Source organism: Hymenobacter properus (assembly GCF_015694735.1).
Taxonomy (GTDB): Bacteria; Bacteroidota; Bacteroidia; order Cytophagales; family Hymenobacteraceae; genus Hymenobacter; species Hymenobacter properus.
In genome coordinates this window covers 405,743-419,609 of the sequence record NZ_JADQDP010000004.1, presented here as the reverse complement: position 1 = coordinate 419,609, position 13,867 = coordinate 405,743, and the positions used below count along the sequence as shown (strand labels likewise).

General features: G+C 61.5%; 14 protein-coding genes. 8 read left to right on the top strand and 6 right to left on the bottom strand.

The genetic code is table 11. The annotated features are described in order from the left end of the window. Both I2I01_RS18320 and I2I01_RS18315 read left to right on the top strand, forming a co-directional pair. Positions 1-348, top strand: a complete 348-nt coding sequence (locus I2I01_RS18320; RefSeq protein WP_196287952.1) for a hypothetical protein — start codon at positions 1-3, stop codon at positions 346-348. Between the two features lie 24 nt (positions 349-372). Then, complete coding sequence (locus tag I2I01_RS18315) at positions 373-771, top strand: DUF779 domain-containing protein (protein WP_196287951.1); 399 nt, start codon at positions 373-375, stop codon at positions 769-771. On the opposite strand, the gene I2I01_RS18310 is transcribed toward I2I01_RS18315, so the two are convergent. Beyond that, complete coding sequence (locus I2I01_RS18310) at positions 768-1,841, bottom strand: WD40 repeat domain-containing protein (RefSeq protein ID WP_262895459.1); 1,074 nt, start codon at positions 1,839-1,841, stop codon at positions 768-770. The two genes, I2I01_RS18315 and I2I01_RS18310, sit on opposite strands and share 4 nt — an antisense overlap. Between I2I01_RS18310 and I2I01_RS18305 the strand changes: the two genes are divergently transcribed. Continuing rightward, positions 1,734-1,988, top strand: a complete 255-nt coding sequence (locus I2I01_RS18305) for a hypothetical protein (protein ID WP_196287949.1) — start codon at positions 1,734-1,736, stop codon at positions 1,986-1,988. The genes I2I01_RS18310 and I2I01_RS18305 overlap by 108 nt on opposite strands. Before the next feature lie 3 nt (positions 1,989-1,991). Here the strand turns inward: I2I01_RS18305 and I2I01_RS18300 are convergent, their stop codons facing one another. Further along, the gene (locus tag I2I01_RS18300; protein WP_196287948.1) at positions 1,992-4,037 is read right to left on the bottom strand and encodes a S9 family peptidase; all 2,046 of its coding nucleotides are present in this window, start codon (positions 4,035-4,037) and stop codon (positions 1,992-1,994) included. Positions 4,038-4,144: 107 nt separating this feature from the next. Continuing rightward, on the bottom strand, positions 4,145-4,615 hold the full coding sequence (locus I2I01_RS18295; RefSeq protein WP_196287947.1) for a MaoC family dehydratase: 471 nt from the start codon (positions 4,613-4,615) through the stop codon (positions 4,145-4,147). A 238-nt stretch (positions 4,616-4,853) separates the two neighbouring features. Between I2I01_RS18295 and I2I01_RS18290 the strand changes: the two genes are divergently transcribed. Further along, on the top strand, positions 4,854-6,344 hold the full coding sequence (locus I2I01_RS18290; protein ID WP_211538028.1) for a pectate lyase family protein: 1,491 nt from the start codon (positions 4,854-4,856) through the stop codon (positions 6,342-6,344). An 81-nt stretch (positions 6,345-6,425) separates the two neighbouring features. Here the strand turns inward: I2I01_RS18290 and I2I01_RS18285 are convergent, their stop codons facing one another. The 3 genes from I2I01_RS18285 to I2I01_RS18275 all read right to left on the bottom strand — a co-directional run bounded on the left by I2I01_RS18285 (position 6,426) and on the right by I2I01_RS18275 (position 9,622). Beyond that, complete coding sequence (locus tag I2I01_RS18285) at positions 6,426-7,187, bottom strand: DUF4197 domain-containing protein (protein ID WP_196287946.1); 762 nt, start codon at positions 7,185-7,187, stop codon at positions 6,426-6,428. A gap of 209 nt (positions 7,188-7,396) precedes the next feature. Next, positions 7,397-8,140: an SDR family NAD(P)-dependent oxidoreductase gene (locus I2I01_RS18280; RefSeq protein ID WP_196287945.1), complete on the bottom strand. Its 744-nt coding sequence runs from the start codon at positions 8,138-8,140 to the stop codon at positions 7,397-7,399. 168 nt (positions 8,141-8,308) lie between these two features. After that, positions 8,309-9,622 (bottom strand): family 1 glycosylhydrolase, encoded by a 1,314-nt coding sequence (locus I2I01_RS18275; protein ID WP_196287944.1) that lies wholly within the window; start codon positions 9,620-9,622, stop codon positions 8,309-8,311. A gap of 215 nt (positions 9,623-9,837) precedes the next feature. Between I2I01_RS18275 and I2I01_RS18270 the strand changes: the two genes are divergently transcribed. The 4 genes from I2I01_RS18270 (at position 9,838) to I2I01_RS18255 (ending at position 13,792) form a co-directional block, all read left to right on the top strand. After that, positions 9,838-10,467, top strand: coding sequence for a bifunctional 4-hydroxy-2-oxoglutarate aldolase/2-dehydro-3-deoxy-phosphogluconate aldolase (locus I2I01_RS18270; RefSeq protein ID WP_196287943.1), 630 nt, complete (start codon positions 9,838-9,840; stop codon positions 10,465-10,467). A gap of 149 nt (positions 10,468-10,616) precedes the next feature. Continuing rightward, entirely contained in the window at positions 10,617-11,765 is a 1,149-nt protein-coding gene (gene dgoD, locus I2I01_RS18265) for a galactonate dehydratase (RefSeq protein ID WP_196287942.1), read from the top strand. A gap of 146 nt (positions 11,766-11,911) precedes the next feature. After that, complete coding sequence (locus tag I2I01_RS18260; protein ID WP_196287941.1) at positions 11,912-12,904, top strand: 2-dehydro-3-deoxygalactonokinase; 993 nt, start codon at positions 11,912-11,914, stop codon at positions 12,902-12,904. A 12-nt stretch (positions 12,905-12,916) separates the two neighbouring features. Continuing rightward, on the top strand, positions 12,917-13,792 hold the full coding sequence (locus I2I01_RS18255; protein ID WP_196287940.1) for an SMP-30/gluconolactonase/LRE family protein: 876 nt from the start codon (positions 12,917-12,919) through the stop codon (positions 13,790-13,792). The last annotated feature ends 75 nt before the right edge of the window (positions 13,793-13,867 follow it).

Here is a 13,867-nt window from a genome sequence, read left to right as displayed (position 1 = left end):
ATGAAAGCTTTGCTTCTGCCTCTTGCACTGTATTGCGGCATCTCGGCCGTGCATGCCCAACTGCTGCCAGTACCCGGCGCTAAAAACCCGGACTGGAAAGTGGAAACGCCCGAAGTAGTGCCGGAAGCCGTTCCTTTTGGCGAAGCCCCGAAAACCGACCGCATGCCCAATGCCGTGCAAAAGAGCATTGCGAGCAAAGGCAACCTGCACCACTATTGGGACGCCGAACGTCAACTGACCTACGAATGGCGGAGCCGCCCCGGCTCGGGCACCGTGGCCCCCGATAAGAAGGTGGTGGTACGCGAAGACCGCACCGGCCTCACCTATACTTTTATTCGTCGACGCTAGCCGGCACTATTCCTTTACTAACCCATGTCCACGCCCCGCGTCCTCGTCACCCAAGCCGCCGAAGCCACCATCGACCTGCTCCGCGACGAGCACGGCCCGCTCATGTTCCATCAGAGCGGCGGGTGCTGCGACGGCTCCTCGCCCATGTGCTTCGCCAAGGGCGAGTTTCGGGTGGGTGCGAACGATGTGTGGCTGGGCCGCATCCACGGCTGCGACTTTTTCATGAGCGCCAGCCAGTTTGCCTACTGGCAGCACACCCAGCTGACCGTGGATGTGGTGAAAGGCCGCGGCGCCAGCTTCTCGCTGGAAATCCCGCTGGGCGTGCGGTTCTTAATTCGCTCGCGGCTGTTCACGGAGGACGAGGAAAAGGACATGGCGCCGGTGTACGCTGGCGATGAATACCCCGACATGCAGCCGGCCTAAGGCCGCAACTGCCACAGGTCCACGGTAGCATCGGAGCTGGCGCTGGCCAGCCACCGGCCGTCGGGGCTGTAGGCTACATCGTAAGCGTCGTCGGCGTGCTGGGCGAAGGTGTGCAGCAGGCTGCCTGTGGCCACGTCCCAAATGCGCACCGTCACACGTTTGCCGGTGGCACTGATGCCCAAAAAGTGCTGGAAAATCTCGCCCACGGCAGTTTGGTCGCGGTAGGCGGCGACCAGCTGTTGATTGTCGGGGCTAAACTCAAGCGAATAAACGCACTCTCCATCGCCGCGAAAGGTGCGCAGGGGCTGCCCGGTGCGCAGGTCCCAGAGTCGGATGGTTTTGTCGTCGCTGGCACTGGCCAGTTTCTGGCCGTCGGCGCTGAAATCAATGTTCAGCACGGCCTCGGTGTGGCCTGTCAGGGTGCGCAGCAGCCGGCCCGTGGCCATGTCCCACAGGCGAATGTCGTTATCGAAGCTGCCGCTGGCCAGCTGGCGGCCATCGGGGCTGAATTTGACCGCCCACACGTTGAGCCGGTGGCCGGGGAAGCTGCGCATCAACGCGCCGGAATCCAGGTTCCACAGTTTCACGAGCTTGTCTTCGCCGGCGCTGGCCAGGGTTTTCCCATCCGGACTGAACGTGACGGCCCAAACGGTGCCATCGTGCCCCGGCAGGGTCTTCACCAGCTGCCCATCGGCCACGCGCCACAGCCGGATGAACTGGTCGTAGCCGGCACTGGCCAGGATGCGGCCGTCGGGGCTGAATTCAATGGTTGTCACGCCAATCGGATGTTTCAGCACCTGCCGCACCCGGCCCTGCTTATCCCAGAGCAGCACCGTGCTGTCGATGCTGGCGCTGGCCAAGAGCCTACCGTCCGGGCTGAATTTAACTTCCCACACATGGGCCTTATGGCCCCGGAATTCGGTGTGTAAGCGTGCCAGGCCTAGGGGCCGCTGTGCTACCCGGTGGCCCCACCGCACGTAGGCAAATGCGCCCGCGACAAACAAAAGCAGAATAAAAAGCGCGCTAATAATGCGCCTGAAGGCGCCAGGTTTTCTAAAAAAGGTGGGCATAAAAACTTAGGTTTTTGCAGAAAGAAAAAGGAGGGAAGTATGCAGCGCCGACAACTTCCAAAGGAGTTTTGGAAGGACGGAACGGTGCGAGAAGCCAACAAAAAGCCCGGCTCCGAAGGGCCGGGCTTTCTGTTGAATGTTGAATAAGAGTTACTTCACGTTCGTCTGGGTTGCCAGCTGCACCGTTTTCGGGTCGACGGTGATTTCCTGCAGGCGCTTGGCTACCGCGGGGCTCATGCTTTCCTGGTAGCGGCCTTTCAGCTGGCTGGCCAGGAACTTCTCGGAGGCGGCAAACATGGCCATGTTGTTGACGGGTCGAGCAAAACCGTGGCCTTCGTCGGGCGCGCAGAGGTACTGCACGGGGTAGTTGCGGTCGCGCAGAGCCACCACTATCTGGTCGGCCTCGGCCTTGTTCACGCGAGGGTCGTTGGCGCCCTGCACCACCATGAGCGGGGTTTTGATTTTATCGGCCGCCGTGAGGGGCGACATGCGGGCCAGCGCCGCCCGGCCTTCCTCCGTGCCAGGGTCGGCCATGCGGGCATACATCTGCTTGCGGCCGGCCTCCCAGTAGGGCGGAATGGCATTGAGCAGCGTGGTCAGGTTAGAAGGCGCCACGATGGCCACGGCCGCGTTGTACACGTCGGGCGTGAAGGCCACGCCAGCCAGTGTGGCGTAGCCGCCGTAGGAGCCGCCCATGATGCCCACGCGCTTGGGGTCGGCAATGCCCTGGCCCACGAGGTACTTCACGCCCCAGGTCAGGTCGTCCTGCATTTTGCGGCCCCATTCGCCATTGCCGGCGTTCAGGAACTGCTTGCCGTAGCCGGTGCTAGCCCGGAAGTTGGGCGAGAGCACCGCGTAGCCCCGGTTAGCCAGAAACTGGTGCATGGCGTTGAAGCCGTAGCTGTCGCGCGCCCAGGGCCCGCCGTGCGGCAGGATGATAACCGGCAGGTTTTTCGCGGCCAGCCCCTTGGGCAAGGTCAGGTAAGCCGGGATTTCAAGGCCGTCCGACGACTTGTAGCGCACCACTTTCATGTCGGCCAGGTCGGCGGCGCGCAGCTTGGGCCGCGTTTCGTACTGCTTGGTGAGCTTCTTGGTCTGGCGGTCGAAGAGGTAAGCTACGCTAGGCTGGGTGGCCGAGGTGGCCGACAGCAGCCACAGCCGCTCGTCGGTGGTGTGCGAGGCGGGGTACACGTCGAGGCCCGGCAACTGCTTGGTCACCACAGCGAAATCCTGCTCCATGGCCTTGTCTTTCCACACGCGGCGCATGCGGTCGTCCTCGAAGCTTACAAACACCGGCTCGTGCGTTTTCTCCGATACCTGCAGGCTGCCCACGTCCACGCGCTTCAGCGGGTCGGCCTGATAGGGCTGCTCCTGGCCGGTGGCGGGGTCCAGCAGTACAATTTCGGCCAGGTTGCGGCCGGCGCCCCGGTTGGTGGCCATGTACACATGCTGGTTGTCTTTTGCAAAGGCAATGACGCCGCTCTGCTCGTCAATGCTCGTTTTGTAGAAGGGCACCAGCTTGTCTCCCTCCACGCGCAGCCACTCGGTGCTGCCGTCGGGGTTCGAGCGCGAGGCCAGCCGCAGCTGGTCGTTCCAGTCGAATTCCCAAGCGCCGATGCGGTCGTTGTTCTGGCGCACCAGGGTTTTCTCGCCGGTACTCAGGTTCAGCTTGTAGAGGTCGTGCCAGGCCTTGTCGCGGTCATTGAGGCCGATATAGAGCGTGTTCGGGTCAGAGAGGGGCGCGTTGAGCAGCTGCACGCGCACGCCCTTCAGGCCGGTGAGGTCGCGGGCGGTGGGCACGGGCTGGCCGGCGGCGGGGGCCTCGGCCGGGTTCACGGCGTAAATGTTGAAGTTTTCGTCGCCGCCCTTGTCCTGGCTGTAGAGCAGGTACTTGCCGTCGCGGCTCCAGAAGTAGCTGCGCACCGGGCGGGCCTGGTCGTTGGTTATGGGCCGGGCCTGGTCGAAGGCCTCGTTCAGACCCTTCACCCAGATGTTGCGGGTGCCGTTGTAAGGCCGGATAAAGGACAGGAACTTGCCATCGGGCGAAAGCTGGGCGCCCGAAATCTCAGGGTCGCCAAACAGCAGTTCGCGGTCGATGATGGGCGGCTGGGCCCCGCCTTTTGCGTTTTGCGCTATACTAGCTTGGGGGACAGCCAGGGCGAGCATCAGACCCAGGCCAGAAAGTAATTGTCTCATCAGTATGCAGAAAAAAGAGTGAATGGATGCCGCCAATGTAAACAAAAATGCCCGGGCCGCAAGCGCGGTCCGGGCATGTATTAATATTATTGCGAATTAGAATGTTGCTACGCTTCCAGGAAGTGATACAAGAATGTCACTACCCCCGTGTAGGCCGGCTTTTTCTGGCCGTCAATTTCCAGTGTCACGCCCACGCGGGCTTTGGCAATGCCGCGCAGGTTGGCCACTGTGAGCAGGCTGGCGCGCAGCCGCACCTGGCTGTCCACCGTCACGGCCTGGTTGAAACGCAGGCTTTCGATTTCGTAGTTCACCTGCATTTTCAGGTTCTCGATGGCCACAATCTGCTCCCAGAGGTAGGGCAGGAGCGACACCGTGAGGTAGCCGTGGGCAATGGTGGCCTTGAACGGCGACTCGGCCGCCGCCCGCGCCGGGTCGGTGTGAATCCACTGGAAGTCGAGCGTAGCAGCGGCAAATTGGTTTATCTGCTCCTGCGTGATGGTGTGCGGCTCGGACACGCCCAACTCCTGGCCGGCGAGGGCTTCGAGTTCGGCCAGGCTGCGAATGGTAATTTTTGACATAGTGAATAGGGTCGTATGGTTGCGGGTGGGGGCCGCAAACATACGCTTAGTATGCAGAGTGTGCCCTCGCAGCACTGCCGCCTGCAACTTGCGCCCGCAAAATGGATGGTCGCTACCGAAGTGGTTAGCTCAGGTCAGGAAGCAGCTAAGATGCTATAGCCCGCGGCAGTGCCTATGGATAGAAATTGCGACTGCTTTATTAGAGGCGCTTTGTGCGCTGCTTCTTCTCACTCCGTCTATGACTTATTCTCTCGCTTTTCACTTCCGCGCCTTGGCGCTTGGCTTAGGCCTGGCGGCGGTGTTGCCTGCCCGCGCGCAGCTGGTGGCCTTTCCCGGGGCTGAGGGCTACGGCCGCTTTGCCACCGGTGGGCGCGGCGGCCAGGTGGTGGAAGTGACTACCCTGGCCGACGCGGGCCCGGGCAGCTTCCGCGATGCCTTCAATCAATACCCCGGCGAGCCCATCACCATTGTGTTTCGGGTGGGCGGCCTCATCGAGCTGAAATCGGCTTTGAAGCCCACGCGCTCCAATGTCACCATTGCGGCCCAAACCGCGCCCGGCGACGGCATCTGCGTGAAAAACTACAGCGTGAAACTGCACGGCCAGAACATCATTGTGCGCTACCTGCGCTCGCGGCCCGGCAACCTGTCGGGGGCCAACGTGGCGGGGGTGTACGGCCTGAACCTGGAAAACAGCCGCAACTTTATCGTGGACCATTGCTCCATGAGCTGGTCGATAGAAGAAGCGGCCACCTTCTACGACAACAAGTACTCCACCGTGCAGTGGTGCCTGGTGAGCGAAAGCCTCAACTCGTCTTTCAACGGAAAGGGCGACCACGGCTACGCCGGCGTGTGGGGCGGCCAATACGCCTCCTACCACCACAACCTGGTGGCCCACCACCACAGCCGCGCCATTCGCTTCAATGGTGCCCGCGCCCACGACACCACCGCCGTGGTCGACTACCGCAACAACGTAATCTACAACTGGGGCAACATGCACGCGGCCTACGGCAACGAGTTGAACATCCGCGGCGGGCGCGGCGAGCTGAACATGGTGAATAATTACTACAAAGGCGGCCCGGCCACTCCGCCCGACAAAGCCGCCATCATTTTCGACATCACCCAGGCCTACGACCCCGCCGCGCCCGACAAGCCCGTGGCCACCGTGTATGCGGCCGGCAACTACGACGCCGGCCATCGGGCCGTGACCGCCGACAACTGGCGCGGCATCCGCCTGCACTACTACCCGAACACGGCCGCCAACCTGGCCCGCTTCCGGCAGGCGGCCGTTACGCCCAACCTGGCCCCCATCATCACCGAAACGGCCGAAGCGGCTTACCAAAGCGTATTGGCCGGGGCCGGGGCCAACGTGCCCGTACGCGACGCGGTGGATGCCCGCATTGTGCAGGAAACCCGCACCGGTACCGCCACCGGCAGCAGCCCCGGGGGCAGCGCCACCTATGGCCTGCACCAGGGCATCATCGACTCGCAGGCAGACGTTGGCGGGTGGCCCGAGTACCGCGGCGCCCCCGCCCCGCCCGATGCCGACCACGACGGCATGCCCGACGCCTGGGAAACCGCCCACGGCCTGAACCCCGCCGATGCGCGCGACCGCAACAGCACCGGTAGCAGCGGCTACACCCACCTCGAAGAATACCTCAACAGCCTGACCAACCCTGCCCCGGCCACCGCCTCGCCGGGCCCGCGAAAAGGCAAGGCTGGACGAGGCTAGGAGCTAATTAGTGAATCTACGAAAAAGCCCCTCCGAATGCGTTCGGAGGGGCTTTTTCGTATTGGTGTATTATTCATTTTGTTAGCTGTTGCCGCGACCAAACACGCGGCGCAGCAGCTCGGTGGTGCGGGCCACCGGGTTTTCACGGATGTTGGCTTCCTCCTGGGCGATGAGCGTGAACAATCCGTCCACGGCTTTGCCGGTGGCGTACTGGTTCAGGTCAGGTTGTACCTTCTGCACCAGCGGCAACTGGTTGTAGGTGGTGGCCAGCTGGGTGTAGTAGCGGGTAGCGCCCACCTGGTCGAGACTCTTCTGCATGATGGGGGAGAAGGCAGCCACCAATTGCGTAGAGGTGGTACGCTTCAGGAATTGCGTGGCGGCGTCTTTCTGGCCGGTCAGGATATTCCACACGTCCGAAAACGTGAGGCTTTTGATGGCTGAAATGAAAATAGGCTTGGCACTTTTGGCGGCATCCTCGGCGCCGCGGTTCAGGCTTAGCTCAAACTTATCGACCTGGCTACCCAGGCCTATGCTGCGCAGGGTGGTGGCCACGCGCTGGGCATCGGGCGGGAAGGGGATGCGGATGAGGCGGTTGAGATAGAAGCCGTCGGTTTTTGAAGCCTGGTCGGCGCCTTTGCCGATGCCTTGCAGCAAGGCTTCCTTGAGGCCGCTGGCCGCTTCGGTGCTGCTCAGGCCGCCTACGCTGCCGCTGCTGGAGTTGGTAGTGCGGGTGCCGGCCTGCTTGGTGAGAATGTCTTTCAGGTCGGACAGGCGGAACTGAGCGGAGGCGCTGAAGGAAGTCAGCGACAACAGTAGCAGGGCGGCGAGGGAGTAGGTTTTCATAACGCGGGGAAGCCCGGCGGAATAGGCCGGCACCCAGCGTTATGCAAGCAGCGTGCCGAGGTCGGTTATCAAGTAAAAACGCCTGTCATCCTGAGCGCAGCGAAGGACCTTATCACCTGTGAACGGTTCGCAGTAATTCTTGCAGTCGTGGTAAGGTCCTTCGCTGCGCTCAGGATGACAGGCGTTTTCTATTCTGCACCACAACTCAACTACAGCCGGTCGAGCCGGCCGCCGTCCACACGCACCTCCGCGCCCTGCACGAAGGCGGCGTCATCGGAGGCCAGGTAGGCGATGGTGGCGGCCACGTCCTCGGGGCGGCCCACGTCGGCTTTGTCGATGACTTCGACGCCGGATTTCACGTTGGGGTTGTCCCAAAGCATGGGCGTGTCAATGGCACCGGGCAGAATGACGTTGGTACGGATTCCCTTAGGCTTGCCTTCTAGGCTCGACGAGCGGGTGAGGGATAACATGGCTGCTTTCGCTGCCGCGTAGGGCGCCACCAGCGGGCTGGTTTCGATGGCGTGAATGCTGGCCACGTTCACAATGCTGCCGCCCGGCTTCATGTGCAGAAAGGCCTGCTTGGTGAAGAAGAAAGCGCCCAGTAAATCCACGTTCAGAATACGCGTCCAGTCGTCGCCGGTCAGTTGCTCAAGCGGTTTGAACTGCATCAAGCCGGCGTTATTCACTACCACATCGAGGCGGCCGAACTTCTCCAGCGTGCCGGCCACGGTGGCGGCCACCTGGTCTTCTACCGACACGTTGCAGAGGCTGCCCCAGGCATCGGGGGCGCCGGCGGCTTTCACCTCGGGCACGGCGGCGTCGAGGTTGGCCTGGTTGTAATCGGCAATGACCACGCGGGCGCCTTCGGCGGCCAGGCGCTTGCACACGGCCAGGCCAATGCCGCTTGCGCCACCGGTCACGATGGCGACTTTATCGGTAAAACGGGTTTCCATAGGGTTGGGGAGGGTTAATGCGAATGGAAGAGAAGAAAGGTCATGCAGAGCATTCTGCGCATCAAGCAGAGACGAAGCATCTCGCATGCTTAAGTAACTCTGCCGGTTTGATTTACTTAAAGCACGCGAGATGCTGCGCTCTGCATGACGGAATTTTATGGCTACAGCCTACGACTCCGGCGCCGCATTTGCGGCGGTAGTCGATTTGTCGGCAGTGGCTTCTTTTACTTCTTGTTTTTGCTCGCGGGCCCACTGCTCGTTGCTTTCCTGGGGCATCACAATGGGCACTTGCAGGCACACGCTTTGGGAAGGCAGCACCTGTCGCCAGTCCTCTATGATTTGCTTGTAGGCCGTGCCCACAGGGCGGATGTTGCGGTCTAGGTCGTAGAGGCCCACGGGGTTCATGCGGTTGTTGTTTTCGCGCAGGGCGGTGTCCCAGTCCACCTGGTCGGTGAGGGAGTACCAAGTAAAGCCCACCATGGGCACGCCGTCGTTGCGCACGCGCAGCACGTTGGCCCATTCTTTCCAGAGCCAGTTCACGGCCTCGTCGCCGTGCGGGCCCTGCCAGATGTTGGTTTCGGTGTGCATCACGGGCAGGCGGTACCGGTCGTGGTACTGCGAGGTGATGACGTGGTAGCCGAATATTTCGCCCGACGCGCGGGTGCTGCCGTCGGCCGACACGCGGTGCTCGTTGGTGTAGTAGTAGTCGTTGCCCATGATGCAGTGCCGCTTCATCTTGTTTTCCAGGAAGAAGTGGTACTCCTCGCGCGTCATGCCGTTGTCCAGCAAGAACTCGTACATGCTGCTGTTCACCCGCTTGCCGTAATTGAGGTCGAGCGACAGAAACCGCTCGGCGTTCATGGTTTCGGCGGGTTTGATGGCGGCCGGGTTTTCGGCGTGGAAGTATTCCGACGACTCGCTCTGAATGAAAATGGCGTCGGGCCGCACCTCCAGAATGCTCTGCATGGCCAGCACGTTGGCCTTCACGATGTATTTCAGGGCCGTCACGAAGGCCTGGTCGGAGCTGAGCTGCTCGTTCCACCAGCCGTAGCGGGCCGAAAACTGCGCGCAGATGTACATCTCGTTCACCGGCGTGTAGAGCTGCACCCACGGAAACCGCTGCGCAAACGCCTTGGCGTACTGCGCAAACAGCGCTGGAAACTCGGGGTTCTGGAAGTTGCCAATCCAGTCGGGTACCCCAAAATGGCACAGGTCTACGATGGGCGCGATGTTGCGCCGCAGCAGGTCCTGAAATGTCACGTCGGCGAAGCTCCAGTCGTACTTGCCGGGGCCCAGAAAGGTGGTGTGGATGGGCGGCCCATAGCGCAGGAAGCTGATGCCCAATTCTTCCACCAGGTCAAAATCCTTCTGCCACAGCTTGTAGTGGTTGCATTTCTCCAGCTCGTCCACGCGCAGCTTGCCGTTCTGGATGGTGGGGTTGCTGTTTTCGATGCCGGTGGCGAAAAGGAATTGAGGGCCCATGTTTTAGGGGAAGAGGGGAGGAGGGAATAAGGGCAGGAGGAAGCAGTCCGCCAGTAGGTGCGTTACTCCATTAGCCCCGTCGGTGTTGCGTAGCCCCTGTGCGCAGAGAGGACCGGAGAGGCGGCCTAATACTCGGCCGCACCAGATGAACTTAACCTGAATTCGTGCTTCTACGTTGGCAGAAGGCAGCATTGCCCTTGCCTTTTCCTCCCGCTATGAATCCGCTGGCTCACATCCTCGAACACAAAATCGTCGCCATCGTGCGCGGGGCCAACTCGCCCGACCTGGTCAAAATTGCCCAGGCCGTGCACGCAGGTGGCGTCCGCATGATGGAAATCACGCTCAACTCGCCCGGCGCGCTGGCCTCCATCGAGGAAGTGGCGCGCGAGATGGAGGGCAAGCTGCTGGTGGGCGCCGGCACCGTGCTCGACCCCGAAACGGCCCGCGCCGCCCTGCTGGCCGGGGCGCAATACATCATTTCGCCTACGCTCAACAAGAAAACCATTCGGATGACCAAGCGCTACGGCGCCGTCAGCATCCCCGGCGCCTACACCACCACCGAGATTCTGAATGCTTACGAGTACGGCGGCGACATTATCAAGGTCTTTCCCGCGGGCAGCAGCGGCGCCAGCTATTTCAAGGACATTGCCGGGCCGCTGCCGCACATCCCGCTCATGCCCACCGGCGGCGTGTCGCTCGACAACATCAAGGGCTTTGCCGAAGCCGGGGCCAAGGCTTTCGGCCTCGGCAGCTCGCTGGTCGATACCAAGCAGGCCGTGACGGATGAGTACCTGGCTAAGCTCACGGAGAAAGCACGGGCATTTGTGGCGGCCGTGGCGGGGTAGTTTTTGAACGGTGGGACGAGAGAACGGTCATGCTGAGCGCAGCCGAAGCATCTCTACCGCTGGAGTAACTAATTGCGTTGCGCGGGAGAGATGCTTCGGCTGCGCTCAGCATGACGTGCTGGATAGTTAATTTCCACCATAACCAACTCATGAAAATCACCCGCTTCACGCTTTTCCAGGTGCCGCCGCGCTGGCTGTTTCTCAAAATTGAAACCGATACCGGCCTCGTGGGCTGGGGCGAGCCGGTGATTGAGGGCAAGGCCGCCACCGTGGCCACCGCCGTGCAGGAATTGATGGAAAACCTCATCGGCAAAGACCCGCTCAACATCGAGGACCATTGGCAGGTGATGTACCGCGGCGGCTTCTACCGCGGCGGCCCTATCCTGATGTCGGCCATTGCGGGCATCGACCAGGCGCTGTGGGACATCAAAGGCAAGTACCACAATGCCCCCATTCACCAGCTGCTGGGTGGCCGGGCCCGCGACACCATGCGCGTGTACTCTTGGATTGGCGGCGACCGGCCCCACGACGTGGGCGCGGCGGCGGCCGACATGGTGGCCCGCGGCTTCACGGCCGTGAAAATGAACGGCACCGACGAGATGGGCTACGTCGATTCCTACGTGAAGATTGACGCCGTGCTGGCCCGCGTGGCCGCCGTGCGCGAGGCCGGTGGGCCGGGCCTGGGCATCGGCATCGACTTTCACGGGCGCGTGCACAAGCCCATGGCCAAGGTGCTGGCCAAGGAGCTCGAAGCCTACCGCCCCATGTTTATCGAGGAGCCCGTGCTGCCCCAACACAACGAGGCCCTGCGCGACATCGCCAACCACTGCGCCATTCCCATTGCCACCGGCGAGCGCATGTTTTCGCGCTGGGATTTCAAGCAGCTGCTCATCGACGGCTACGTCGACATCATCCAGCCCGACCTTTCGCACGCCGGCGGCATCACCGAGTGCAAGAAGATAATCAGCATGGCTGAGGCCTTCGACGTGGCCGCCGCGCCGCACTGCCCGCTGGGTCCCATCGCGCTGGCCGCCTGCCTGCAGGTAGACGCCACCTGCCACAACGCCTTCATTCAAGAGCAAAGCCTGGGCATTCACTACAACAAGGAAAACGACCTGCTCGATTACCTGGTTGATAAGTCGGTGTTTTTCTACGAAAACGGCTACTGCAAAATTCCGGAGGGGCCGGGCCTGGGCATCGAAATCAATGAAGAGTACCTGCGGCAGCGCGCCGCCATCGGCCACAACTGGCACAACCCCGTGTGGCGCAATACCGACGGGAGTGTGGCAGAGTGGTAGCAGAAGGGAAGTACAACTGAACGAGATAAAAAGCCGTCATGCAGAGCGCAGCGAAGCATCTCGCCTTCGCCAACTAACTACTGCCACAAGCGAGATGCTTCGCTGCGCTCTGCATGACGTTTTCTATTTAGAACCTCACTCGGCTTATGGACCTCTCCAACCTTTTCCTCAGCTGTGACTGGGGCACCTCTGCTTTTCGCTTGCGCCTTGTGGAACGGGAGTCGCTCAAGGTACTAGCAGAGGAAAGCTCCAAAGAAGGAAATGCCGCCACTGCCGAGCTTTGGAAGCAGGCCGGCCAGCCGGCAGAGCAGCGCGTGGCGTTCTACCTGGCCATTGTGCAGGCGCATGTGAGGAAGCTCGAAGAAGCCGCGAAAACCTCGCTAGATGAGGTGCCGGTGGTGATTTCGGGCATGGCCTCGTCAACCATTGGCATGCTGGAAGTGCCCTATAAACCGCTGCCGTTTGCAACGGACGGTTCCGATTTGGCCGTTAAAATCCTGCCGGCCACGCCGGAGTTTATGCACGTCGTGCTGCTGATTTCGGGCGTGAAAAGCGACGATGACGTGATGCGCGGCGAGGAAGTGCAGCTGGTGGGCTGCGGCTTTGAAAACACAGCTGAAGCGCAGCTATTCCTGCACCCTGGCACGCACGCTAAGCACGTGCTGGTGCAAAACGGCCAGGCCACCACCCTGAAAACCTACATGACTGGTGAGTTTTTCTCGCTGCTTTCCACCAAAGGCATATTAGCGGCATCGGTGGAAGAAGGCGGCAAGCTGGACGAGGGTGCCAATCGAGAGTGGTTTGAGAAAGGCGTGCACGCCAGCCAGGAAACCAACCTGCTGCACAACGCCTTTTTGGTGCGTACCAACGACTTGTTCCAAAAAGCCAGCAAAGCAGAAAATTATTTCTACCTAAGCGGGCTGCTCATCGGCAGCGAGTGCGGCGACTTGCAAGCCAACCCACCCGCCCGCATCACCCTGGCTGGCGAGCCCACGCTAGTGGCGCTCTACCAAGCCGCACTGCGCACGCTGGGCCTCGACCGCCAAAGCGCTGTGCAAACCAAAATGGCCGAGGAAGTGACCCTGACCGGCCAAGCGGCCGTATTGCTACACCACCTCGGCGAATTGAGGCAACCATAACCCCATCCCGCCATGCACGCCACTTCCATTTTGCACGCCCAAGCCACCCTCGGCGAAGGCGCCCTTTGGAACCCGGAGATGGAACGGCTGTACTGGGTCGATATCGAAGGCAAGGAATTCCACGTCTTCGACCCCGCTACTGGCCACGACCGGTGCTACCCGGTGGGAAGTTGCATCGGCACGGCGGTGCCCATGCACGGCGGCCACGCCTTGGTAGCCTTGCAATCCGGCATCCACAAAATCGACCTGAACACCGGCCAGCTCACGCTTCTGGCCAACCCTGTAGCTGACGCCGACCAGCGCTTCAACGACGGCAAATGCGACCCAGCGGGACGCTTCTGGGTGGGCACCCTCGACCTAAAGCAGCGCGACCGCACCGCCACTCTCTACCGATTTGACCCCGACGGCAGCACGCACGTCATGCTTCGCCACGTCACTAACTCCAACGGTTTGGTTTGGTCGCCCGACCGCCGCACGATGTACTATATCGACACGGCCACACAAGCCGTGCAGGCTTTTGACTACGACGATGCCACGGGCAGCATCGACAACCCGCGCGTCATTATCCGCATCGGCGAAAAAACCGACGGCGAACCCGATGGCATGACCATCGATGTTGAAGGCAAGCTCTGGATAGCCCTGTTCGGTGCCGGGCAGGTGCGCCGTTACGACCCCGAAACCGGCGCTCTGCTCCAAACTATTCACGTGCCAGCGCCGAACACGTCCTCCTGCGCCTTCGGCGGGCCGGAGCTTAAGACACTGTTCATCACCACGGGGCGGGGCGGCCTCACGGCGCAGCAGCAGCGAGAGTTTCCGCTTAGTGGCAACTTGTTTGCCGTGGAGCCGGGGATGGCGGGCGTGCCAGCGTACTTTTTTGGCCAAGGGTAAGCAAGAGCCTAGCCATAATTGTTCGCCTAACTCTGCAGGCTCTAAAAACGAAGGGGCGACCAAGTGATTTGACTT